The organism is Sphingomonas sp. P4_G2 (genome assembly GCF_056401155.1).
Window position 1 is genome coordinate 175,040 of sequence record NZ_JBFUJY010000005.1, and the last position, 24,404, is coordinate 199,443.

General features: G+C 62.1%; 20 protein-coding genes. 4 read left to right on the top strand and 16 right to left on the bottom strand.

Going from position 1 to position 24,404, the window contains the following annotated elements:
• The first annotated feature begins 195 nt into the window (after positions 1–195).
• Positions 196–549: a hypothetical protein gene (locus AC1DRD_RS15475; RefSeq protein ID WP_478042031.1), complete on the top strand. Its 354-nt coding sequence runs from the start codon at positions 196–198 to the stop codon at positions 547–549.
• Positions 550–815: 266 nt separating this feature from the next.
• Entirely contained in the window at positions 816–1,154 is a 339-nt protein-coding gene (locus tag AC1DRD_RS15480) for a hypothetical protein (protein WP_478042032.1), read from the top strand.
• A gap of 39 nt (positions 1,155–1,193) precedes the next feature.
• On the opposite strand, the gene AC1DRD_RS15485 is transcribed toward AC1DRD_RS15480, so the two are convergent.
• From AC1DRD_RS15485 to AC1DRD_RS15550, 14 genes are all read right to left on the bottom strand, one after another.
• Positions 1,194–3,323: a ParB/RepB/Spo0J family partition protein gene (locus AC1DRD_RS15485; protein ID WP_478042033.1), complete on the bottom strand. Its 2,130-nt coding sequence runs from the start codon at positions 3,321–3,323 to the stop codon at positions 1,194–1,196.
• A gap of 174 nt (positions 3,324–3,497) precedes the next feature.
• Positions 3,498–4,691: a DUF932 domain-containing protein gene (locus tag AC1DRD_RS15490; protein ID WP_478042034.1), complete on the bottom strand. Its 1,194-nt coding sequence runs from the start codon at positions 4,689–4,691 to the stop codon at positions 3,498–3,500.
• A gap of 240 nt (positions 4,692–4,931) precedes the next feature.
• On the bottom strand, positions 4,932–5,888 hold the full coding sequence (locus AC1DRD_RS15495) for a restriction endonuclease (RefSeq protein WP_478042035.1): 957 nt from the start codon (positions 5,886–5,888) through the stop codon (positions 4,932–4,934).
• Between the two features lie 19 nt (positions 5,889–5,907).
• Positions 5,908–8,265 (bottom strand): DEAD/DEAH box helicase family protein, encoded by a 2,358-nt coding sequence (locus AC1DRD_RS15500; protein ID WP_478042036.1) that lies wholly within the window; start codon positions 8,263–8,265, stop codon positions 5,908–5,910.
• Entirely contained in the window at positions 8,262–10,244 is a 1,983-nt protein-coding gene (locus tag AC1DRD_RS15505) for a site-specific DNA-methyltransferase (protein ID WP_478042037.1), read from the bottom strand. The genes AC1DRD_RS15500 and AC1DRD_RS15505 overlap by 4 nt, the downstream gene beginning before the upstream one ends.
• Before the next feature lie 156 nt (positions 10,245–10,400).
• Positions 10,401–11,381 (bottom strand): HNH endonuclease, encoded by a 981-nt coding sequence (locus AC1DRD_RS15510; RefSeq protein ID WP_478042038.1) that lies wholly within the window; start codon positions 11,379–11,381, stop codon positions 10,401–10,403.
• Positions 11,382–11,394: 13 nt separating this feature from the next.
• Positions 11,395–11,949 (bottom strand): hypothetical protein, encoded by a 555-nt coding sequence (locus AC1DRD_RS15515; RefSeq protein WP_181268345.1) that lies wholly within the window; start codon positions 11,947–11,949, stop codon positions 11,395–11,397.
• A gap of 212 nt (positions 11,950–12,161) precedes the next feature.
• A complete protein-coding gene (locus AC1DRD_RS15520; RefSeq protein WP_478042039.1) occupies positions 12,162–12,662 on the bottom strand; it encodes a hypothetical protein in 501 nt (166 codons plus the stop codon).
• A 9-nt stretch (positions 12,663–12,671) separates the two neighbouring features.
• Positions 12,672–13,742 carry a hypothetical protein gene (locus AC1DRD_RS15525; RefSeq protein WP_478042040.1) on the bottom strand — a complete coding sequence of 357 codons (1,071 nt, stop codon included), beginning with the start codon at positions 13,740–13,742 and terminating at the stop codon, positions 12,672–12,674.
• A 46-nt stretch (positions 13,743–13,788) separates the two neighbouring features.
• Positions 13,789–16,413 (bottom strand): AAA family ATPase, encoded by a 2,625-nt coding sequence (locus AC1DRD_RS15530; RefSeq protein ID WP_478042041.1) that lies wholly within the window; start codon positions 16,411–16,413, stop codon positions 13,789–13,791.
• Positions 16,414–16,488: 75 nt separating this feature from the next.
• Positions 16,489–17,613: a hypothetical protein gene (locus tag AC1DRD_RS15535; RefSeq protein WP_478042042.1), complete on the bottom strand. Its 1,125-nt coding sequence runs from the start codon at positions 17,611–17,613 to the stop codon at positions 16,489–16,491.
• A complete protein-coding gene (locus tag AC1DRD_RS15540) occupies positions 17,610–18,857 on the bottom strand; it encodes a type II toxin-antitoxin system HipA family toxin (RefSeq protein ID WP_478042043.1) in 1,248 nt (415 codons plus the stop codon). The genes AC1DRD_RS15535 and AC1DRD_RS15540 overlap by 4 nt, the downstream gene beginning before the upstream one ends.
• Positions 18,850–19,185 (bottom strand): helix-turn-helix domain-containing protein, encoded by a 336-nt coding sequence (locus tag AC1DRD_RS15545; protein ID WP_478042044.1) that lies wholly within the window; start codon positions 19,183–19,185, stop codon positions 18,850–18,852. The genes AC1DRD_RS15540 and AC1DRD_RS15545 overlap by 8 nt, the downstream gene beginning before the upstream one ends.
• 405 nt (positions 19,186–19,590) lie before the next feature.
• Entirely contained in the window at positions 19,591–20,460 is an 870-nt protein-coding gene (locus AC1DRD_RS15550; RefSeq protein WP_478042045.1) for a LysR substrate-binding domain-containing protein, read from the bottom strand.
• 95 nt (positions 20,461–20,555) lie between these two features.
• On the opposite strand from AC1DRD_RS15550, the gene bla reads away from it, so the two are divergent.
• Both bla and AC1DRD_RS15560 read left to right on the top strand, forming a co-directional pair.
• Complete coding sequence (bla, locus tag AC1DRD_RS15555) at positions 20,556–21,422, top strand: subclass B3 metallo-beta-lactamase (protein ID WP_478042046.1); 867 nt, start codon at positions 20,556–20,558, stop codon at positions 21,420–21,422.
• A 284-nt stretch (positions 21,423–21,706) separates the two neighbouring features.
• Complete coding sequence (locus AC1DRD_RS15560; protein ID WP_478042047.1) at positions 21,707–22,483, top strand: alpha/beta fold hydrolase; 777 nt, start codon at positions 21,707–21,709, stop codon at positions 22,481–22,483.
• Between the two features lie 81 nt (positions 22,484–22,564).
• Here AC1DRD_RS15560 and AC1DRD_RS15565 read toward each other — a convergent pair whose 3' ends face one another.
• Together AC1DRD_RS15565 and AC1DRD_RS15570 are read right to left on the bottom strand one after the other, a co-directional pair.
• Entirely contained in the window at positions 22,565–23,389 is an 825-nt protein-coding gene (locus AC1DRD_RS15565; RefSeq protein WP_478042048.1) for an aldo/keto reductase, read from the bottom strand.
• An 87-nt stretch (positions 23,390–23,476) separates the two neighbouring features.
• Positions 23,477–24,310, bottom strand: a complete 834-nt coding sequence (locus AC1DRD_RS15570; protein ID WP_478042049.1) for a GDSL-type esterase/lipase family protein — start codon at positions 24,308–24,310, stop codon at positions 23,477–23,479.
• Positions 24,311–24,404 lie beyond the last annotated feature (94 nt).

The following is a 24,404-nucleotide window of genomic DNA, read 5'->3' on the forward strand; positions in this document are numbered from 1 at the left end:
CCGGCCCGGCGCTCTCTCTCGACCGGACGGGCTCAAACCCGTCTCGGCGAACCTCTCACTCTGGCGCGGGCGGGACCCGGCTCATCGCTCCGCCTTCCGGCGGCGGCGATCCGACGCTAAACTTTCCTGGGGAAAGAAGCCGCGGCGCCTCAGCTCACTGGAGTTCGCCGTGCCGGATAGGAAGAGGCAGGCCAGATGAAGGGAAGCGCGATCGGCATCATTGCGGCGGGTTGTCTGGCAATCGGGTTCGGCGCGGGGTTCGTCCTCCGGCCTGTGATCGCGCCGGCGGCCGCGTCGCCGGCTACGGCCGAGGTCGCGCAGCCGACCGAGGATGAGGCAACGGCGGCGGTCCGGCGTCACCGCCTGTTCACGGGACCGCTCACCAATGCCACGCTGAAGCTCGGCGACTGTTCGCCGGGAGGTGTCGGCCCGGGCGTGACCTGCATGACGCAGATCGTGATGGATTCGACGAAGCCGAACGCGACGCCACAGAACCGGCCGATCGGCTTTGCCCGCGTCAACGGTCGGTGGGAGGTCGCGGTTTGGTAGAATGTAGAGATGATCTCTAAATCAGACTCGCGTGACGCCGAAGCTTGAAACGTCTGCGTGCGAGCTCCATATCCCAAGAGATTCAGGGTCGCCGCAAATAACGCGGCATTGAGAAGAACCGCCTGCAGCAAGAGCTGTAGTAGCTGAACTGTCCGGTCAACGGGCCGCCGCTGATCTGCCCCGCGCTTGCGCGGGCGGGTCTCGGATGTGCGGTTCACCGATCCCGTAAACGCCATCGAACCGCTTCACTAGCGAAGGAGGTTCTGATGGCTCAGATCCTAAAATTTCCATCTAAGAAGATTGAACCGGTCACCGTCAGGTCCCGGCTAAAGCATCGCATCGCTGTCGAAATTCTCGACGACGTGCGGCCCAGGCGCACGCGCTGGATCGTGCAATTCGAGATCCAGGAGGCTGCAGGTTACGACGCCTTGAAGGGGTTCAAGGATGCCGCAGTTGCCGTTGGATATCGTCACCGCTTTTGGGTGAGCGGGACGCATCCCCTGCGGCAGTTCGTGGCGGAGACGGCTGGACTTGTCGCAACTGGGAAGGTCGCCGTCTGGGTTGACGGTGTGCGGGTGCAGCCGCGCATTAAGCGCAGCGCATAAAAAAGGGGCTGGAGCGCGCTCGTCGCTCCAGCCCCTAGCTCACTCGGCAGCTACGAGGTGGCGTTCGTCGTCTTCGCCATCGGCTGTGATTTCCTCGTCCTCGTCGGCGAGGAAGTCGGGCAGCGTAGCCCCTTCGTCCTTGCCGCTGGCGTCGGTGTCCGGTGTGGCTGTCTCGGGCTCAGCGACCAGGCGCAACGGCTCCGGCAACCAGCCGGTATCCGCCAGCAGGCGTTCGGCCTCCTTGGCCATGTCGCCCTTCTTCAGGTGGTCAATGAGCTGCGCGGCCTGTTCGCCGGCGCCCTCGCGGACTGCCTGAAGGATGCGGGGCTTGGTGACGCGGCCCAGATAGTTGCTGACAGTCGGACGCCAACCGGCGTCCACCATGTCGAGGCCGGTGGCGCGGGCCAGTCGGTCGGCCTGGCCGAGCCGCATGTCGAGGCCGTGCTGCGAGACGCCGTTGCCGCCATAGGGGTTCGGCTTCTCGTAAAGCGCGTTGACGCCGTAGCTCACGCAATGGGCTAGGAGCGCCATTCGGCTCGTGTCGTCGAGGGCCGCCAGCCAGTCCCACAGCGCCTCGTCCTCGGCGGGAATGTCGCCCGCCCAGCCCTCGTGGCGCTCATGCACCGCGCGGGCCGACGGGCTATCTTTCAACGCGTCATCCTGCACCGGGAAGAAGACGTGACTGACTGACGCCTCGATCGCGCCCTTGTACATGCGATGCTGGAAGGCGTCGGAGACCAGCTTGTGCAGGAGCGCTGTCATCGCGACATGCGGATGGTCGGCCAGCGCATTGCGCAGCGCCAGGGTGCGATGGGCCGTCAACTCGGTGACGAGGCGGTCGGGTAGCGGCTTGATCGCATCGTCCTCGTCGTCCTCCGGCTCGACGGGCTGGCCGCCGACCGTGATGGCGGCCCGCTGCACGATCGGTTCGGCCGAGTCGGCGCCGGCTTCCACGCCAGTCTCGCCCTGGAGGGCGATCGGCGCTTCGTCCTCGGCCCGGACATAGCCGCGATCGATGTCGACCTGGCCGTCATGGGCGATGCTGACGAATACGCCCGCGCGGGCGACATCGTCGGTCTCGTAGCGGACCGGTCGCGCCTCGAGGGCGGCGAGCGCCGTCTCGATCTCGCCGAGCCGCTGGTCGACCTCGTCCGGCAGCTCGTCGGCGTCTTGATATTCCGCCTCGAGCTTCTGCTGCTCGCCGATCAGGGCGTCGATCGTCGCCTGTTCCTCGCTCTTAAGGTCGAGGGCCTCGCCATGCAGCTCGCGCAGGCCGCGGGTCGCGTCATAGGGGAAGCTGACCGCGACCTCGATCCACTTCCAGCCTTCCGCGGCGACTTCCTCGGCCGTGGCCTTCAGCTTCTCAGTGGCCAGGCGGTCGAGCAGCGCCGGATCCTGCAGCCAGCCGCCATCGTCGGACTGGAAGAGATCGCGCATGGTGACGCCGCCGGCGGCCTCGTACGCTTCGATGCCGACAAAGACGGCGCGCTTGTCCGAGGCACGCACCGTAGTCTCGGTGAGCATGCGCCGGATCTGATAGGGCTCCTTCGACCAGGCGTCCTTGATCGCATCCCAGACCTGTTCCTGACGGGCGTGATCGGGCGACACCGTGAAGGCCATCAGTTGCTCCAGCGTCATGCCGTCCTCGGCATAAACGTCGAGCAACGCCCGCGAGACAGATGCCAGGCGGAGTCGCTGTTTCACGACGGCGGTCTGCACGAAGAATGCGGCTGCGATCTCTTCCTCGGTCATGCCCTTGGCGCGCATGTCCTGGAAGGCGCGGAACTGGTCGAGCGGATGGAGTGGCGCGCGCTCGATATTCTCGGCCAACGACACCTCCTCGGGGAGGATATCACCGTCGCGGTCGCGAACGACGCAAGGCACGGGCGCGACCTTGGCGAGGCGCTTCTGCTTCACCAGCAGTTCGAGCGCCCGGAAGCGACGACCGCCGGCCGGCACCTCGAACATGCCGGTCTCGACGCCATCGGCGTCGACGACTGGGAAGACGCTGAGGCTCTGGATCAGGCCGCGTCGTTCGATCGACGCCGCAAGATCCTCGATCGAGACGCCAGCCTTCACACGCCGGACGTTGGACTGGCTGAGCACCAGCTTATTGAGAGGGATGTCGCGCGAGGACGACAGGATGATCTTCTGAGCAGCAGTAGCCATCGGGATTTACTCCGCGACGGGCGCCGAGAGCCTCTCTCTCGACCCAAAACCCGTCACGAAGCGAAGCGCCGCCCTCTTCCTCTAAAGGGGGCAGCGCCACGGACCGATGAACTGGAAAGGCACGGAAGCGTGAAACCGGAGAGACGGAAAGCCGCATCCCCGGCGTCACGGAGATCAGGCCGCTCGGTCGAGCAGCTTCTTGGCCTTGGCCTCCATATCCAGGCGGGCATCCTGATGGGGCTTGTCGCGGGCGACGGCGGTGATGCCCTGAACGAAATCGAAGATGCTCTCGGGCGGCCGGCCTTCCTCGGCCAACACCGTGTCGATGATCTTGGCCGTCTCTGCCTTTGAGAATCCGCGGCGCCGCAGGAAGTCGGTGCGATCTTCGTCGGTTTTCGCCACGATCCTCTCGCGCGCCGCCTTGATGCCGTTGACGAAGGGTAGTGGCGAGGAATTGGCGAAGTTCGCCAGCGCTGGAGCCGCCTCATGCGCAAACCGGTTGGCGGCGTATTTGGAGTGGCGAATGGTGATTTCCTCGAAATCCTCGACGCCCCACAAATTGCGATTTTGGCAGACGGCGCGAAGATAGAAGCTCGCCATGCCGAGGGTCTTGGCGCCGACTTCGGAATTCCAGCAGTAAAAGCCCCTAAAATAGAGGTCGGGCGAACCGTCCGGCAGTCGGCCGGCCTCGATCGGATTCAGGTCGTCGACCAGGAAGAGGAAGACGTCGCGATCAGAGGCGTAAAGCGTCGTCGTGTCCTTGGTTATGTCGACGCGCGGATTGTAGACGCCGGTCGACCAGTCGAGCACGCCCGGCACCTTCCAGCGGGTGTCGCCCGTGCCGTTGCCGGCGATGCGCTGCACGGCTTCCACAAGTTCTGCGTCGAATATCCTCCCGTAATCAGGGCCAGTGACGGCGCGCAGTTCCGCGCGGCCGTCATCGGTCTCCAACGTCTTGATCTGCTCGGCGCGATTGGAAGACAGGCCATACTGCAGATTGATGGCGGCGAGCGCGGCTGGCAGCTGGCGTAGATAGGCGGCGGGTGCGCCGACCAGGCCGGCGAGTTGGCCGAAGGACCAGTGTGTCGGCGCAATCGCCGTATCGGTGCCGGGCAGAACGAGGGCCAGCCGCTCGGGATCACTGCGGTTCGCCTCGACATGGATCAGGGCGCTTTCCACCATGCGGGTCCGGCTGCGGTCGGCGCGGTCGCGTACCGATCGCGCCAGTTCGGAGAGCGAGAGGTGGCGTTCGTCAGCCGGCCGAGAGAACCACTCCGACGAGACGCGGTCGACTCGGTCGCCGCGGCTGACATCCACCTTGTAACCGCCGGTCGTGTCGCGGCGCGTATCGAGAATTTGCGTGTTCATGGGACCAATCTCCACGACGGTCGCGGGAGCCTCTCCCCCAGCTATTCACCCGTCACGGAAACCGGTCCGCACTCTCGCTCTCAGGGGGCGTTGCGGGGTCTCCCCGCAGAAGGGGTCGGTCGAGACCTTGGGCTCGGCCGTAGGGGAAGGCTTTCCCCCATCGCGTCCATCCTTCGCGGACGAAGGTTTGTACGGAGAGCCGGAGAACGGTAGATCAGGCTTTCAGTAGCGTCGGCTTGGTCAGGAAACCTTTTCCCGCAGCCACGATGACAGGCCGGCGTCGAGCACCATCCGAGAAAGCTTTTGCGGACCAAGAAGTATGACGCCCGCCGGACTGCTTTCCTCTGCGATGTCACCGGTGTGCCAGACGAAGAACATCCGGTCATAGGCATCGGCCTCTGCCAGGCGGGCAACATAGTCGTTCAGGGCCGCGGATGTGGCCTGCGATTTGACCTGAACGAAAGCGCGTTCAGCCGTACTGGGCAAGATGAGCTCCAGGTCCACAGTCTTCTGCGTGCGCCCGACCTGGCTTACCCGCCGCCAACCGCTGGTCGAGAAAACGAGATCGACGAGGAGCTCGAAGTCCTGCCAGGTGAGAAGGCGCATCAGCTCCACGATTGCCGTCATCAGCGCACGTTCGGCCTCTTCGGCTGCGGCGACCTCGGGGGAGAGCTGATCGCTGAGTTTTCGCAGGAGATAGTCTCCCGCCCGAACATCGCAGATTGTCCCCCGGAACATCTGCACCTTCAGCAGACGTCCCGATAGCCGGTCGGCCGAGAGCAGGGTGCCGTTGACGCTTGTGTTACGCCATCCTTCCACGGTTTGACGACGGTGGCTGCGATCATCGAGCAATTCGACAGGGCCGGTGGGTCGGCACCAATACAGGAGTCCGCCGACGAACGTGATGAAGATCGCATGCTCGTCGGCCTCGTAATAGGCCCGGATCTGATTGACGTCGCGGGTCGCCGCGCCGGCATCACCGCGGATGACTTTCATTGCCTCCCAGACACCTTGCCAGTCGCCGCGAGCACACTGGTCGTGCGGCGCCTCTCGATAGCCGAACCGCAGGACGCCATCGCGCAGGCTTTCGGCTTCCCAGTCTCCGCCGCGTCCAAGCTTTATATAGTAGAGATGTGAAGCGGCGACGGGGGAAGGCTGATCCTCGATCGTTGGGGAAGGCGAGCGACCTAACGTCATATTGCTGCGTCGTACCCTCTCATTTGGTCTCCAGGGCCTTCTTAACGGCTGAGGCTACATCCGCGTGGGTCGTACAACGGATCTGACCGGTTGTCGTCATTCGCCACACGGAGAATCCGGAACTGCTTGTCTGCTTCATGGTCTCTGCTGACCAAGTCCCGTCAGTAATAAACCGGACCAAAATGCGTTGCTGACCCTTCTCATCCCGGATCGCCAACAGCTTGCGGCCAGCTTCCGTTTGAAGGAGAAACCCACCTTTAGGATCGATCGCTATGATTTTCTTGTCCTTCCAGACAAGGAAATCGGGAAAAAAACGCCGGCTCTCGCCCTTGTCTAGAAGAGGAATTGAGTATCCCCCGTTCACCGGATTGCGGACCCACGTGTGTCCCGTACCGTCGATCTCGTGGGCTACCGCGAGTTCCGGCGTGTTGAGATCGCTATAGCTCTCATGGGCCGAGTTATTGAATTTGTGAGTGGCATCTGGACGAACGTACACTGCCCCTACGGTGTAAGGATTTAAATCCTCGAATGCCAATTCTGCATGAGATAGGTATGTGTCGACGAGCCGTTCGGCATCCTCGCGCAACTGTTGAGCGGCGACGCTCGTAATCTCTACGCGTGCTTCAAACTTTGGGTCGGCCCAGTCGATCGTCTTGACGGCTTCGGGATATCGAGACTGCATGTGTCGTCGAACAAGCCAGCGCGCAATAACGCGGTTGGAGTGATCTTTGACATGTGTCTCGATTGAGGGTTTGGAGCCGTCACCGATTTGTTGAATCGCGCGAGTTAGCTCGCCTGCACCCTGAACATTCACGGAATCGGTAGTGTAGTCGTGGATCGACGAGATGGCTTTGGTAAGTGGATCAACGGACTCGTCGGCATCTATGTGGATTTCCGGGATGGTGAGGCTTTGCTTCGGCTCGATACGCGACCGTCGCCGGTCACGTGCATCGCTGAAACCCTCCAGCTTCACGTCGGGCATTTCTGAAGCGATCTTGCGTCTAACCACCTCGAGTATTTTCGGGAATTCCTGCTTACTGTCGATGCGAATGTAGAAATTCGCCGTATTCAACAATGGGTCCGGGTAGTGACGGGCTCCAGGCTGACGCAAAACGCGACCGATGACCTGTTCGACTTGAAGAGCCGATCCCATAGACTTATCGATATAGGCAAAGCAGCAGGCCGGATCGTCCCATCCCTCCTGAAGGCTTTGGTTGAAGATGATATGCCGGTAGGTTCCCTGCGAGAATACGGCGAAGTCGTCCTCTCCGCCTGAGAAGAGGGTGAACCCTTCCGGAGCAGGATAGTCCTTTTGATTCATTTTCAGATCGCAATAGAGCGCGATCTCGTCTGCAGGGATGCCTTTTTCTTCGGTCAGGTACCGCCAGATTAAGATAGGAGGCGCTTTGCGTTGGTTGAACGGCCGATGAGGGTTATCGGCGGTTCCATCATCCTGGCTGATGTTCGTACGGCAAACGTAGATCGCCTTCGGAAGGAAGCCGGCTTCGAGTTCGTCCGCCTTGAGCGTGGCGAGCTGGAAGTCTTCGATCATGTCATTGAGAGTGGTTTCCATCTCGGTGTCGTAGCCGCCGAGGACGATCTGTCGTTTCACCAAGCCAGCGTCGACGGGTTCCTTTGATCTGATGGCGGTGATCAAGCAGCGCGACGGACTGTCTTCGGGATCAGAGATTGCCTCCGCGTTCCAACCTACTTGCTTAAGCCGGTCGATAATCTGTCCTAGCTTGCCCGGCGTGCGCATCGTCGCTGACGCTGCCAGGATTATATCCGGTTCAAGTTCTAGGAGCAGATCCGTCTGCTGATCGGATAAATTGTGTGCTTCATCATAGACGATGATCAGCGGGCGCCGCTCTGATGCACTAGGCGCTTTCCTCTCAGCGAGGATTTCCCACAGTGCTCCGTCATTCTCATCCTCGTCCTTCTGGTGAACTTTGAGTTTGCCGTCGCCTTTCGATTTCTGATTGAAGCTACCTACCGTAGCCAACAGGATGCACGCCTGTGTGTCGTCTTGGATTTGATCCACCTTGGCTTCACTTAGGTAGCCGGTGGTAAGCTGGGGGATCAGATGCTCGTATTTCCCACCCGCCTCAAAGTTCGCGAACGTCTGATCGACGACCGCTTTGGATTTGGAAATCCACAGCACAATCGGTTCGAGCTGCATGCCCGCACGCAGCAGCGAAACCGTATCGGCGAGGATGGCCGTCTTGCCGGATCCGGTCAGCGACGCGAGCGCTTGATAGAATGGCGTCGGCCACCCCATGTACTCGATAGGCCGCTTCTTGTCGGTGACCAAGAGCCCATAGCGGGCCACAATTTGCTGGGAGGCCTTTGTTTGAAAGGGGAGTAGTTCGATGCTCACGCGGCGTTCTCCTCGCCGGCATCTGACGTCGATCCGACTCCATAGGGGTGTAGTGCTTCGTTGAACCCCAGCGCATCAAGGATGCGATTCGGAATCTGGTAAAATTCGACGTTGGGACCGCTGTACGTCGATATCCGCGCATAAACGTGAAACGGTTGTGCCAGCCCTTCAGCCTTCGCTTCCGCGGCAATGGCTCGGAACGACGCGCGGTTGAGGACCGAAGCCTGATCTGGACCGTTCCAAATTAGAAAGAAACCTTCGCCTCGTGCGCTTTTGGCAAACAGATACGAGTGCGTTCCCGCGGGCAACCGTCTCAGATGTGCAGCGGCCCTATCCTTCTGATCCCAGTAGGAAGTAAGCAGCAGGTCCACCATTTCTTCTCGCTCAAGTGCCAAAACCGCCGCAGCGTCGACCTGCGACATTAGTTTCGAGAACCGGAAACCGCTCGAAAGCGGCGCTGCAGAGATCGCTGAGACACCCTTCTTGTTGACACGTTCTCCCGTTACGGCGCGCTTCAAACGTTCATAGGTAAGAGTTCGGGCATAGGCATCGCCGCGCTCCGGCCGACCTTGCTCGATAAGTAAGAAGCGCCGATCGGCTCCCGATTCAGCATTCAGTTCCATGATCGCATGCGCGGTGGTGCCCGACCCTGCGAATGGATCGAGCACGATACCGGTGGGTGGGCACCAGATCTGAATGATCTTTTTGATCAGCTTCATAGGTTTGACAGTTTCAAACCCGTGACCCGGACCGACGATCGAAGTCAGCTCGTTAATGCCAATCTGACTATGGCCGGAATGCTCGTGATCCCATGAGGTCGTGCCGATGTCTAACGGCTCCTCGTAGTCATCGTCAGACCAGTATGTCGTCGGAACGATCCCTTGTTTGACGTCCTTCAAATACTTCTTCATGCCGAACGTGCCCTGACCGTCGTCACGCCAATGGGCAGCGGGCCAGACGCTGGCCCTTATCTTTTCAGCAGCTTTACGGGCGGCTTTCAGCGCTTTGTGCTCGGTCGAAAACGACTTTTCGGTCGGAATCGGAGCACCGGTAATGAGCAAAGCCTTCTGGCGGCCATCGCCTATATCGCGCTCGACATACTTCGATCCCCATGTCTCCAAATATGCCTTCATTCGCCGCTTTTCCGAGCCCCAGTGGCGACCTGCGGTGGGATAGTGGAGCTGGCCAGTGAATGGCGATTGAATGGCGTAGATCATGGACAGGTGAGTCTCCTCACCACGCGCGGTTAAATCGCCTGGCTTCCAGGGATGGGGATCTCCGTCACGCGAGAGGTAACGCTTGTCCATCTCCTCAGTACGCGGGAGGAGTGCAGTCTTCGCTCGTTCTGCGTTCTTTGCGTAAACTAGAACATATTCTGTTGCTGTAGAGAGTTGGCGCTGATCGTTGCGCGGCGCATATGACTTTTGCCAATTGATTATTCCGATACGATTGGCCTCTCCGAACATCTCGTCGAGCAGCATACCCAACCGGAAGAGTTCTCGATGATCGATACAGATTGCCAAGACCCCGCCAGGTCGAAGCATCTCTTTCATCATCCAGAGGCGTGGTGTCATGAAGCGGAGCCACTTGGAATGCCTTGACCCGTCATCCGCCGGAACCAATTTTCCTAGGTCAGGATCGTTCGGATCCTCGTCCCAGCGATCGTTGTACCGAAAGTCCAAGCCGGTATTGTAGGGAGGATCGGTCAGGACGAGGTCAACCTGGCCGCGGTACTTGTACAGACTGACCAGCGCTTGAAGGTTTTCGCCTTCGAGAAGAATATTTTCTGACTGCTGTATTTCGGAGCCAACGCAAAGCTTCTTCTCGATGCGCTGGGACCGAGGCTTCAATTGTCGAATGATCTGCCACGGAGGGGTCTGACCCGGGTACGTCAGCCGGATGCCGCCAATGTCCACGCCGTCGCGCTCAAGCAGCACTCGGATGAGGTCTTCGCGGCTCAGTTTGTTGTAATCAGTCATTTTTTCCCTCAACAAGGCCGGACCGCGCCTGCTCTTGAATTATCGTGAACCTCATGTCGCGTCTGCCGATCGGCTTGTCGCACCTGGATAAGTCGCGACCGCCCATAATAGAACATAACATGAACAAAGATTGTTGGCTATTCTCCGGCGCACAGATCAAGTTCCATCCTCGGCCTGGCTAGGGGTCCTCTGCGCGACGGACTCGAAGCCGAACACCGCAGGCACCTTCTCGCCCTTGGCGGGTTCGCGGCCGGTCAGGGTCTCGACCTTGATGCTCGGATTGCCGTGCCGGGCCGGGTCCGGCGCCCCCGGAGTGGGGAAGGGGGTGAGTGTCAGCGGTACGCCGTCAATACACTTGTCCTGGGACAGCGAGGGCAGGAAGACCTGCAGCACCTCATTGCCGTAGGCGAAGGTGAAGAAGGCATAGGGGACGGTATCGACGCCGGCCCGTCGGCGCATGAGCATGAGTACGATGAGATCGTTGCGCATCGGCCCGGGGATGAAGGTCCGGATAACTGGGAATTCGGCGACGAAGTTGCGCGCGTGATCGGTGTCGCGAATCCAGTCGAAGGTTTCGGGGAAATGCTGCGTCTCGACGTCCGGGATCAGGGTGAGACCGATTTTGACGAGGCCCTTCAACGCCGCCACCGGGACATACGTGTCGCGGTGCAACTCAAAGCGAACCTGTTTCGCCTCTTCGTCGATCTCGAAGAAGGGGTCGTCCTCATATTCCTTCAACTGGAAGCCGCCATCGGCGTGCTCCAACCGCCAGCCCTGGCCTGGACCAGGCTTCTTGATCGTCGGTACGCCGTTCCGCCCTTTGATGCGGGATAGAGTGCGCATCGGCTTGGACCAATTACCGAGGTGGTTCTCGATGCCTTCGCCAAACAGGTGATTGCAGGCGTCACATTCGTAGTTGCTGAACAGGCCCGTGTTGCCGAACGCAGCCGGTAGTGCGTGGGCCTCGTCCCTGAAAGTGACTTCCGGCTCGTCTTTGCCGCAGAAACGGCAATGCCTTGGTCGCTCGGGGCTGCCGAGCATGAGTTTCATGCCGGGTTGAAGGAAGATCGGGTCAGCGCCAGCATAGTGCTTATCGTAAAAGTCGGCGGCGACGGTTGCAGCTGGAAGCTCGGTCATTGGTCGATCCCCATCAGGCGCGGCGCAGCATGCGTTCGACGCGCACGCGCCGGAAACCCTGGGTGTGGACCTGCTGCCGGAGCTGCTTGATGTCGCCGACGCCAAATGCCACTGCGGCCTTCAGCGGGCTCGCGAAGGTGGCGTAATAGCTCCACCTCGCGTCGCCCGGCAGCTGCGGATTCTGCCGCCTGTCGGTAATAACGACGTCCCGGGGATCGGTGGTGTTCCTGAAGGCGTGAAACGTGATCCAGTCGGGTCGACGATAGCGCGCCGCTTTGCTGAAGGGGACGGACTGGACCTTTACGTCGCTTTGGTCGAGCACCCAGTCGCGCTGCTCAAGGATTTGCCGGACCATGTGGCCGACCATCTGCTTGACGCGATCGACAAGGACGTCCTCTCGAAATTCAGCAAGAAGCTGTTCCCCTAGCCCCTCGACGGCGGGCTTTCCCAGTTCCGATGCTGTTTCAAGCCGCGCAACGTTTTCGGGCTGTGCAAGGAACGCCCAGATTCGCTGACCGAGATCGGTCGCGTAGAGCGAAGCGAACTTTTCGGGGCTATAGGTCAACATGGTGGCTCCTTTACCGGGCAAATATGACCGGTTATAAGTGGCTGTCAATCAAGCGTTGAGCGCGTCCACAGGCTGCTTCCCCGCTGGCACTTGCGCTGGCGCAGAGGCCTGCCGGCGAGGACGTGCGGGCCTTAGCTTGGCTAGGACCCGAAAAGGCGGAGACAGCGCTCCAGACCTTGAAGCGAAAGCTCGGCCGACCCTGCTAAGCGACGCTACGCGGCCAATTGCCCGTGCCGCTCAAGGAGCCGCATGAGGATGGCGTTGGCGTGGGTGAAGTTCTGAAGTTGGCCGTCGAGATGGTACGCCCACTTCTCGCCGTGAAAAAGATTGTTGCGGAACCGCCATACGATCATCACCACGGTCAGCAGACGATCGCGTGGATCATCATTGCTTCCGTCGAGCACGGATCGAACCGTGTCGGGCTGATCGGCAGGCCGTAGGTGCAGATGCGCAAAGTGAGGTGTGAATGCCCCGTCGGCGAAGTAGCGCTGACGGAAATAGGCGAGCTCGCCATCATATTGCTCGGCTTCGAGTACGCCGGCGGCGCGCCATTCATCCACTTTAGCGCAAATGCGGTCGGCACGGGCGAAATTGCCCATGATTTGCGCCTCGAACAAACTCCACAGGAAGGTGAAGTTGAAGATTGCGGCGCGATCTTGCTCCGGCAGCGCCTGAAACCCGGGCGCCTTCGCCAACAACCATTGCAGGCTCATCGCGCCACCTCATTCATAGGGAAGCTCTCCGAGCAGGCCGATCATGAGATCGCCGTCGTAGAGCTGGAACGGGATCTCCACATAGTGGTCGCGATGACGGGGCAAGGCGCGTCCATCATTCGGTCCGTTTTTGGTGTGGCCGCGAACTTGCTCGCCGCCTTCCTTGATGTAGGGCAGAACGACCAGCCGGCCGTGATTGGTGGAAAGGATCGTCCCTTCCTTCCAAATCGTGGCGCCTTCGGATTCGCGCGTCGATGAGGTTTCCTTGACCTGCCAGCCGATGCCACCATCCGGCTCGTACCAGAAGACAATGCCGTTGGAGACCAGCACGCGTTCGCCACCCGCAAAAGCCTCTGCGAGCATCCGCTGCACGCTCGCGAGCTGAAGCAGTTGGTTGGCACGCGGCAGCAGGATCTGGCGAATCCTGGCTTTGGTCTTACCCCAATGGGTGCTGGCGCTCAGATCAAATCCATTGGCGATCTTCGCGCGTTCGGCTGTCAGCGCGGCCTTCTCGCCGGCGTGGTAGGGCTTCGACCAAACGGCGTCCGGCCCCTGATAGAGAAGGGAGTGGGTCCAGCGGTTGTTCGACCGACCGACCTTGGCCACCTTCAGATACGGCATTTCCGCCAGTTGTTCGGCGAGGTCGTGTCGATAGCGCTCGGACTCGGGCGCAAGTTTCAGCGACGCGGCGTCGGGACGCTCGTCGTTGACGTGACGGCGCAAGGCTTCCGCCAACATCAAGGTCTCTTCGTCCTGCAGACGCTGTTTGGCCTGCAAGGCCTTGTCGATCTTCAGTTCGAGCGAGCGCTTGACGATCGCATCCATGGGGCGAGCCGAGAGCGCCTGCCGCAAGGAAGGATTCAGCGCATTGGCGGCTGCGACAGCAGCTTCGCGATCCGGATAGTGGTCGGCAAAGACCGCATCGTTGTCGCCTGGCAGCATGCGCTCGCGCCAGATCGGCGCCAGCTCACCCTTGTCGATGAGCTCTTGCATGAACCAACGCTCGAACAAGGGCCGGTAGTGGGGCCAGACGGCGAGGACGGCATCGGACGCCCGTTTGAGCTCGGACCATTTCACCATGAAAGCGCGCCTCCAACGCGAGGCTGCTTAGCCTGAAGTTTCATCATCATGCGGCCTTCTCCTGCCGCGACCGGATATCGGCGATCCACTTTTCCAGCGCGACGATTTCGGCTTCGATCACCGACGGCGCGGGTAGCCGCGGATTAATCTCGCCAGGCTGACTGTGAAGGAGCGCGGAGCAGCGGCCGAACGCTTCGCGCATAGCGGTGCAATCGGCGTCGGTCAGGACGGTGAGTTTGATCAGGCCCGTCGTATCGACCTTGCGAGACAAGCGGCGGATCACCGGCCCGACCACTTCCTCGACGGCGCGTTCCCAGCTCGTGCGGAATTGGTCCTGGAAGGACGTGACCTCGCGCAGCCACTTCGCCTGGTCGCCGCGTTCGTGATGGATTTTGACGTTGGCGAGGTGCGTCTTCATTCCGTCGATCACCTTTTCGAGCGGCATGACGTTGGCTGGCGGGTCCTGATGACAGTAGCCCGCGTTTTCCGTCCCACGGCTGATCAGGCGGTATGCCACCGGCGTCGCTTCACGATCTTTGGTCGCCCGGCAGGCTTCATCGAGGAGGAGCAAGAACGCCATGTCGTGCGTGAAGACGATGACCTGGCGCGTCTGTCCGGCCTCGGCCAGTCGCGCGGCAACTCTGTCGCGATGCAAATGGTCGAGCGAAGAGACGGGGTCGTCGAACACGATCGCTGATTGCGCATCGATCGTCGACAGCTCGGCAAGAAAGGCGGCGAGCGCGACGCAGCGATGCTCGCCTTCGCTCAGGACCTTGCCGACCAGCTCACTCGGCTTGTTGATCAGCCGGACCTGGAAGAAGGGGACGCCGGCCGTGGTCTTGGCCTGTTGAAGTTCGATGGCGAGGCCGGCGACGCCGAGTTTGTCCACCTCGATCGCGAACCTTCCGCGCAGACGGTTGGTGACCAGCGCCTGGGCGATGCGAGCGCTCTGGGTGGTGATCTTGTTCGTCGCGGTGTCCTTGCTGGCTTTCTCGATCGCCTCGATGGCTTTGAGGCGCTCGATCTGGGCAAGCACATCGGCTTTCACCACGCCGAGCCATTTGCGATCGGCGAGGCCGTCGCGCTCGGCGATGAGAGCGGCGCGCTGTGGGGAGCTGGCCTCGGACTGCAGGCCTCCGATGCGCGTGGCGATGCCGTTAAGCGCCGTGCGCAGCGGATCGAGCGAAATGGTGCCTGGGGGCGGAAGGTCAGGAAGCACCGCAAGGCCGTGGGTTCTCACAATGGCGCGCAGCCGCCAGGCGAGGTGGAGGATCTCGCGGCGAAGAGCGTTCGCAACCTGCTCCTGACCGACATCATCGCGGATCGTCGCGACGATCGCCGCAATATCCTTCATGGAGACGGCTTGCGCCGAAACCTCGTCGAGCTTCTCGTCATATGCGCCCGCGGCTTCCTGTTCGCGGCGCTTGCTCTCGTCCTGCACGAAAGCCTCGAAGCTGCTAAGGCGCTTCGAGGCTTCCTCGCTCAGCGGCTGCTGACAAAGGACGCAATGGGCGCCAATTTCCGTTACGGGGAACGGACGTTCGGGATAGCCGGAGGTGCGTGAATAATCCCGGGCGGCCTCCCACAGTGCCTTCCAGACGTCCGAGCCGATGTCGGGCAGCGGTTCATCGGCGAACAGGTTGGCGGCGGCGGCCGCGGCGGCAGAGCGCGTCGTCGCAAGGTGCGTGTGAGCCGCGCGCAGCGCTGCCCGACTTTCGTCTGTCGCGGCGGCGATCAGCCGCTCGAGCTTCTCGATCGCTGACTTGATCCGGGCTTCCTGCGCCTGGAGCTGGCGAACGGTGCGCGCAGGGTCGCTGGCAAGATCGGTGCTGAGCGTTTGAAGCCGGGTTTCTTCTTCGGCCGTCAGGCCCGCCAGCTTGTCGATGGCTTCCTGCTTCGTCTTGCCCGACAGGCCGGCGATCAGCTTGCCGACGGTCGTGACTGGTTTGCAGTCCGGCTTCGACAGGACTGCGGGCGTCTGGTCCTGCAGCGTCTTGATTTCGGCCGCGAGCTTGGCCTTCACGTCTTGGCAGGCCTGCGCCAACCCGGCGAGGATGCGGAGCGGGAGCGGCGTGTAGGCTAGGTCGTTGGTGTTCTCGACATGGACATTGGCAGTGCGTGAATCGAACACGCTCACAGCCGACAGCATGGCATCCGCCGGGGTGCCTTGCGTCCAGGCTGCGCTACGCCTCTGCCCGCCGATGAAGAAGTCGATGCTGGCGGCGGGGGTGCCGCTCGTGGCCGCATAGATGTTAGGCAGGATACCATCGCCTTTCGGCGAACGCGCCCGGCAGAGCTGCTTCAGCACGCGCGCATAGCCCGATTTGCCGGCGCCGTTGTCGCCGTAGATGACGGTGAGACCGACTTTCCCGAAGGAGAGTCGCTCGCCGGAGGCAAGGGCGTTGACATTGGACAAGCCGTGGAGCGCTCCGAGCGTAACGACCGCGTGGCTCGCGGCTGGGTCGCGGACGTGGGTCGCGTCGAGCGGGACACCTTGCTCTACGGCCTTGCAGATCGAGACCAGCGCCGTGATGTCGGCGGCTTCTAGTTTTGTCTGACTGCAGAGCCGACGCAGCGTGTCGCGCTGCCACGCTGGGAGATCCGCCGACCATTTGAGTATGTCTGCGAGCGCTGCCGCCTCGTTCGAGAGATCATTCTCCTGCGCTTCCATCTTTCTGCCCCCTGATCTTGCCGTGTCTGGTTTGGCCGGCCGTTTCTCCGTGATTTACGTTCGCTGATGCCCTGGTCAGGTCCCGCCTATGATGCGTCGTTCCTCGCCGAGCGGCACGATCCAGCCACCGGCGCGGTCTGGACGAGCGAAGTCGTCCGGACGCACGGTTTGGCTCAGGCGGACGCGCACGACCTGTGGGTCCGCGTCGATGGCGGCTCGGATGAGGTCTCGCTCAATTCCAACAAACACGGGTCGCAGGTTGAGGCGCGCGAGCGCCTCCTGGTCGCCGGGCGCGACATCGGCATCGGCGACCGGCCCAGCGCGCGTGACGATCCCTCCGATCAGCCCACCCATGGCATCCGCCTTCTCCACCTCCCTTACCGGGGCAGCATCGAGCATCGCCCGGGCGCGTCCGAGATCGTTCTGGAGCCTTCGCGCGAATGGCTGTTGGGTAAGGCGGTGGAGCGTCGCGGCAAGCTCGCTGTGACCAAGCGGTTTGATGAGATTGGCGATGTGCAGGCGCAGAAGCCCGATGAAGAGGGCGTCTTTCTCCGCAGGCTCAATGGAGTCGCCTTCGTCGACAGGATCGCGAACTGAAAGATAAGCATCGGCTGGGCCCGCTGCTGCCATTCCCCAGCGCGTCGCGATCGCGATGCGTTTCACTGTGACCTTGCGGCCTCGTGCGGTGAGGTCGATCCGTCCGGCTTGCGCCCACGCTCGGTCCAGCGCCTTCGCAGGACCGCCGACATCATGGCAGCCTTTCGCTTCCGCCACGGTCAGAGATGACAGGTCGGCGGCGCAGGCGACCCAGTCGGGCAGGTCCCCGCGCGATAGGCGTGTGACCTTTACGCGCCGCCGGCGATCGAGATCGATCGTCCGGCTGCCGAGATGTGCGAAGATCGACAGATTGAAATAGCGTTCGAGATAAGCGCGCGCGACAAAGCGTCCGAATAGGCCGGAGAGCGCTACCTTCACTTCGCGCGCCTGTCCGAGCGGTTCCCTGAAGATGAACGGCGTTCCCACGCCTGTTGGCGTCAGCAATGCGTCCAGAATGGACCAAGCGCCATAGGCCGCGCCTGGAGTCTGCAGCACTTCTCGAATGCCGGCGTCCTCGATGTCCGAGACTTCGAGATCGACGCTGGTGCCAGTGACGGGGCTCGCGGTAGGCGGGTCGAAGCTGTGAAGGAATGTTCTTGTCATAGTGCGAGCGCCCGCTTGAGATCATCGTGCTCGAAGGCGCTGGCCATGCGCGTGATCTCGGCCGAGCGGGCGCCGACTGCCTTGGCGGTGTCGCGCCACGTGGCGGTCGCGGTGGCCACCTCTTTGATGATTGCGCGGGCCTGCGGCGACGTGAGCGCGAAGTATTCCGAGGCGGCTTCCAGCAGATCCAGCGAGCAGGTGCCTTCGTCGAGATCGATATTCGTCGTTAGGACCCGCGCCTTGAGATCGGTAGGGACAGGATTCAGATCGTATGCTGGCGCGAGCGACCAGCCGGCCTTTCCGAGCCACAGGAAGCCATGATTGCGCAGGTGGTCGTCGACATTTGAAATGAGCACGTTGAAGACGACGCGCCGATAGAGGGCGTGCGCGTCTGTTTTTCCCTGGGCGCCATGCTCTGCGAGTGCGTCCACGATCTCGGGATAGCTACCGCGCTCGCCGTCCTTTGCGCCCATCATGGCCATCGCCGACAGGAAGGGGATGCGGATAGCGCCGTTGCGGTCGAAGCGACGGGATAGCATGACGGCCTTGCCGGCCACTTCGATCAGCTCGTGCTGTGGGGTCGCGATGCCGGCTTGGCTGGCCAACCGCAGGGCGATCTCCTCCCACGTCTCCATGCTGTAGTCGTCGGTCTCCTTGGGAAACTTGGCGATGGAGAGGTGACCATGCTGGTCGATGACTGATGCCTTCGGTCGTGCGCCTCCCAAGGAGGAGCCCGGGGCAAAGATGAGTTGGAGGTCTTCGTCCGTCTCCTCGTCGCGCAAGATGCGCTCGGTGATCTCAAGGAGGCGGCCGAGTTCGATCAGCGCCGGGACGCCAGCGCGGATCGGAGCCTGGAAGTCTTCTTCGCCGACCCAGCGAAAGCGGAGCGCACCGAGCCGTGTTTCGTCTGCGACACCGAGCAGGTAATCGCTCTCGGCGAGGGTGCGGACGGCGCGGCCCTCGCGTTCGGCAAGACGGCGCTCGGCGCGCTGCATAAGGCGCCGGCCCCAAGTATCTGGCGCTGAATCGCCGATGGATCCGAAGGTCGCTAGTCCGGCGGGGGGAGCGTAAGCGCCTCGCGTGAGGGCAAGCGCTGGCTCGAGGGAGAAACGGTCAGCGTCCTCAAGCCATTTGCCGTCATATTCGAAAAGGATCGTCTCCGTGCCGCGAACGCGGTTGCTCCTCGCCAATCCAATCGGGCGGGTGCGGCCATTCAAATCGATATGCACCTCAAAATCAGCCATCGCGGGAGGAACCTGGCGACCGCTTCAGATGGATGTGCTTGGGCAGCTCGGCGCTAGCGAGTGCTTGGCCGACAGTGTCTTTGCTAATGTCGGCGACTTGCGTCAGACCTTCGAGCAGGCCGAGCGCTTGGAGGACACCGGCGTAAATACCGATGCTGACATTGGTGTCGCCAGCCTCGACCTTCTGCAGGGTTGAGCGCGATGTGAAAGCCCGTTCTGCGACGACCGCCATCGGTAGCTTGCGGCGGCGGCGAGCATCATGGATGTCCGCCCCGAGCTTGCGCAGGGCCCGGCGCACGGCCGCTGGGGGGTTATGGGGGGTTGGCATTTGGCACCTTCGCGCTACAGATCGGCGGAATATGTAGCACGAAGCTTACAATACTTCTAGCCCTAGCCCAGCGGACTGGGGTAGGCCGCGATCGACCAGCGGGGTGGCGTCCGGGGCGCTCTGACGGTATAGCTTTACGGCATTGAATCGCTGCCCGGCACGCGGTGGCGAAGGAACGCTGGGTTAGCCAAATCCAAACCTTGTGACGATAGATGGCGAAACCTCGATCCTCGCCATTGGCCGAAAAAATCCAATGTTTTCAAAAGCCCAGATCTTTGACGGTTTGCCTGACGGTATAGCGTCAGTGAAGAAATTTTTTGACTAGGAAAATCAAAGCGTTATGGGTGCCGTAAATAATCGAGTGGGAGTGAGTTGCCCATTCTGGCCTTGTCAAAACTACGCGGATTACGTCGCGGCTTCGTCCAACAGCCAGTCACGAAAGATCCGCGTGGCCGCTCGGCTCTTGCGGGACAATAACCGCGTGAGCCAATAACGACCGGCATCGACCTCGACAGCGAAAGGCTGGACGAGACGGCCTGCAGCTATCTCTCGGGCGAACATGGTCCTCGGCGCAAGGGCGATGCCCAGACCGGTCATTGCCGCGCCAACCATGAGCGCGGAACTATCGAACAAAGGACCGCGCAACGTCGGGGGCGTCGCGCCTGCAGCCTCGAACCATCGGGTCCATTCGCTGGCGCGATAGGATCGCAACAGTCGTTCGCGGGTAAGGTCGGCGGGTACCTGCAATCGCTGCGCCATGGCAGGCGAGCATAATGGGGTCAGCGGCGCCTCCAGCAGCGGCTCGGCATGCGTTCCATGCCAGGCGCCGTCCCCGAACCGGATCGCAAAATCGAGCGCTTCGCCGGCAAGATCGACCCGATTGTTGTTGATCGACACGCGGAGTTCGATGTGCGGATGCGCCGCCGCGAAGTCGTCCATCCTTTCGAGCAGCCAACCGGTAGCGAACGTGCCGACGACGCCGATGCTCAGCGCGTCCCGGAACCCGCCATCGGCATAGCGATCGAGCGTCGCTCCGATCCGATCGAACGTCTCTGCCAGCACCGGCACCAATGCGTGGCCGTCGTCGGTCAACGCCAATCCGCGCGGCAGCCGATCGAACAGGCGCGTCCCCAGTCGATGTTCGAGCTGCGCGACCTGATGGCTGACCGCCCCTTGGCTGACGCACAATTCGATCGCGGCGCGGGTAAAATTGAGATGCCGCGCTGCTGCCTCGAACGCGCGCAAGGCATTGAGCGGGAGTCGAGCGCGATCCATGCCTCATCATGAATTCAGCTCATGGCTCTGTCCAGAGAAGATGCTTTGTCGTTCGTCCCGCCCGGCGGCATCACGGCGGCGAAGGAGAACAGGACATGCTCGTCAAACTCGCCGCTATTGTTGCCCTTACTCTCGTGGGATCCGCCGCTGCGGCCGATCGCGACGATCCGCTGACTCGACCGATCGCCCCGGAACGGGCCGCGGAATGGTTGGCTCCACGCCCCCCCGTCCGCATTTTCGGCAATAGCTATCTTGTGGGCTTTGGCGGGCTCAGCGTCGCGTTGATCGATACTGGCGATGGCCTGATCCTCATCGATGGGGCGTTGCCACAGGCCGAGCCGACGATCCTCGCCAATGTCGCGACGCTCGGCTTCCGTCCTCGCGACATCAAATATATCCTCAGCACCGAGCCGCATTTCGATCATGCCGGCGGTATCGCGGCGCTGGCTCGCGATACCGGCGCAACGGTTGTCGCGAGCCCGCGGGGAGCAGAAGGGCTGCGATCCGGGCGCCTTGCCGACGACGATCCACAGCGCGGCTATGACGGCCGCTTTCCGGCGGTACCCTCGGTGCGGGTCATTCGCGATGGCGAAACACTGCGGCTCGGCAACACGGTCGTTACCGCCCGCGCCACGCCGGGTCACACGATGGGCAGCATGAGCTGGACCTGGCGTTCGTGCCAGGCGCGGCAGTGCAAGTCGGTCGTTTTCGCCTCGAGCCTCAATCCGGTTTCGGCGGACGGCTACCGCTTCACCTCGCCTTCCGGCCGCCCCCTGGTCGCCGGCTTTCACCGCAGTTATGCCGTGATGGCGGCGATGCGTTGCGATATTCTGATCACGGCGCATGCCGACCAATATGGCGCCAAGGACAGATTTCAAACCGCGCCGGGAGCTTGCCGCGCCTATGCCCGCGCCGCCGAACGCGCGCTCAGCGCCCGAATGCGCAAGGAACGGGCGATGTGAGCGAGGCGCGGCCGGCGCCAATCGCCAAAAGGCCGATGGCGCTTGCTGGATCGCCAGCCCGAAAGCGAACGCCATTTCGGCGAGGAATGCTAAACGTCATGGTTTCGGATCCCTATCGATCGTCTCTGTAGTTCCTTTGCCTGGGGTGGAAATTCATCCAGCCAATTCGATAGCGGCGGTTTGCTGGCGGTTCCGGAGAAGGTATAGTCGATTCAGGCGGCGGTGATCGTCTCGCATCGCTCTCCTGCCGGACCACGGACGCCGGCCGAGAAGGAGTAACCGACATGATGAACAGGCGAACCTTCTCTGCCAGCTTAGCCGCCGGCGCCGCCGTCTCGCTGGTTGCCGCCCGCGGCATGGCCGCGATTCCGGTCCCGACGAAGGCGCGCAATGTCGTCCTCGTCCATGGGCTGTTCGCCGACGGCTCATGCTGGTCCGAGGTGATCGCGCGCCTGCAGGCGGCTGGGCTCAACGCCACGTCCGTGCAGAATCCCCTGACGACGCTGCCAGAAGCCGTCGCATCGGCACAGCGCGTGCTGGACCGGCAGGACGGCCCGACCGTGCTCGTCGGGCATTCATTCTCCGGAATGATCGTCACGGAAGCCGGCGTTCATCCCAACGTCTCGGCGCTTGTCTATGTGGCGGCGCGGGCGCCGGATGCCGGTGAGGACTATACCGCGTTGGCGAAGACTTATCCGACGCCGCCGGCGTCCGCGGGGATCGTCTATGACGGCGATGAGGGGCGTCTCAGCGAAACGGCGTTCCTGCGCGATTTCGCGGGCGATCTGCCGAAGGAAAAGGCGAGGGTGCTCTATGCTGTCCAGCAGCCGTTCCAAAAGACCCTGCTGACGGGAAAGACCGCGCACGCGGCCTGGCGGTCGAAACCGAGCTTCTATGCCGTTTCGACGCAAGACCGGACGATCAACCCCGATCTCGAACGCTTCATGGCCAAGCGCATGGGCGCCAAGACCATCGAAGTGAAAGCAAGTCACCTCTCGTTGATTTCTCATCCGGGCGAGATCACTCAACTCATCCTGGAAGCCGCCGGACAACGCGGATAACCGGGCGCGAGAGACATCTGCTGACCCAGGCGATGAGCGCGGCCTTCGCCTTCTCTCGATCGGCGGAGCCGACCGACAGGGTCACTCGAACGTCAGCGGGTCGGGTCCCATCCGTCCTTCAGGGTCGTCGAGCGTCGCGATCTTCGCCATGTCATCAGCGTCAAGCGTGAAGGTCAGGATGTCGTGATTCTCGCGCATGCGCTCCTCGTTGACGGTCTTGGGTATGACGATCAGGTCGTTCTGCACATGCCAGCGCAGGATAATCTGTGCGACGGTACGGTCGTGCTTCTCCGCCAGCGCCGCGAGCACGGCATTGCCGAGTAGTTCGCCCTGTCCCAATGGGCTCCAGGATTGAACGGCGACCTTTCGTTTCGCATTCTCCGCGCGTGCCGACACCTGCTGAAAGGCTGGGTGGCATTCGATCTGATTGACGACGGGCACGACGCCGGTCGTTTCGATCAGCCGATCGATCTGGTCAGGCATGAAGTTCGAGACGCCGATGGCGCGCGCGCGGCCTTCCTCGCGAAGCTGAATCAGCGTCTCCCACGATTCGACGTAGCGATCGCGCACGGGCACTGGCCAGTGGATCAGATAAAGGTCGACATAATCCAGCTTCAGCAGATCGAGGCTGGTGTTGAACGCGGCTCGCGCGGATTCCCTGCCCTGGTCGGTGTTCCACAATTTGGTCGTGATATAGACGTCCTCGCGCGGCACGCCGCTAGCCCGCAAGCCCTCGCCAACGCCAGCCTCGTTGCGATAGATCATCGCGGTATCGATGTGGCGGTATCCAATGCCGAGCGCCGTTTCGACCATCTTTGCCGTACGGTCGGCCGCAGCTTGATAGGTGCCGAGGCCGATCTGGGGAATTTTGCTGCCGTCATTCAGGGTGATGAAGGGCTGAGGCATGTCCGACTCCGATAGGGTGCCGGCGATATAGAAGCGCCTCGTCGAATCGTATAGTATGATTAATTACAGGGGGAAGTTTGCACTGTGTCAGCGAACGGCGCGGGCGAAGGCCTTCTCCGCCAGCGGCTCCATGATCGCATAACCGGCGGCGGTCGGGTGGATGCCATCGGCCGAATTGGCCGACGATAGTCCGTATGTGCCGTCGTCGAGCGCCGCATTATAATCGACGAAGCTGAAGCCCTCGCGTGCCGCATAGGCCCGAAGCCATGCGTTGAGCGACGCGATGTCCGCTGCCGGATCGTGCCCCGGCCGGCCGCCGAGCGTGTGTGCGGGAAGGACCGCGCCCAGCACAACCTTGATTTTGTGCACACGCGCAAGCTCGGCCATCGAAGCGAGATTGCCTTCGATCTCGGACAGGCTGGTCGGACCGGTCGCGCCGGCGAGATCATTGATCCCGGCCAGGATATGCACGACGGCGGGATGGAGCTCGATCACGTCGGCGCGAAACCGGCCGATCATCTGCCGCGTGGTTTGTCCTCCGATGCCACGGTCCACCCGATCACCGGCAAAGAAGCCGGGGCGCAGCGTAATCCACCGCTCGGTGATCGAATCGCCGAAAAAGACGATGCGGCGCTTAGTCGCGGGCGGCAGGGCGGCGTTGGCGGCCCGGTATCGGCAGACATTAGGAAAATCGACCGCCAACAGCTTCTGCTGCCAGGCGGCATAAGCGGCACCCACCTCGGGAGCGGGTGGAGTCGGTTTGCGTCCCGCAGCGCGGGCGGCGTCGGCGGCAGCCTGATAGGCCGTCACTCCCGGGGGCATCGCCGGATCCGCGGCGCAAACATCCGGCTCGTCGCGCGAATGAGCCGCGACTGGCGCTAGAAGCAAGACGATCAGCGAGGCGAGGGTGCGGATGCGCATGGCGGTTCTACCTAGACTGAGGACGTCGCTATGCATCGATTCCCGCGGCACGTGTGCTCCCGCTTGGCCTTCAAGTCGGCGCCCAACTGATACG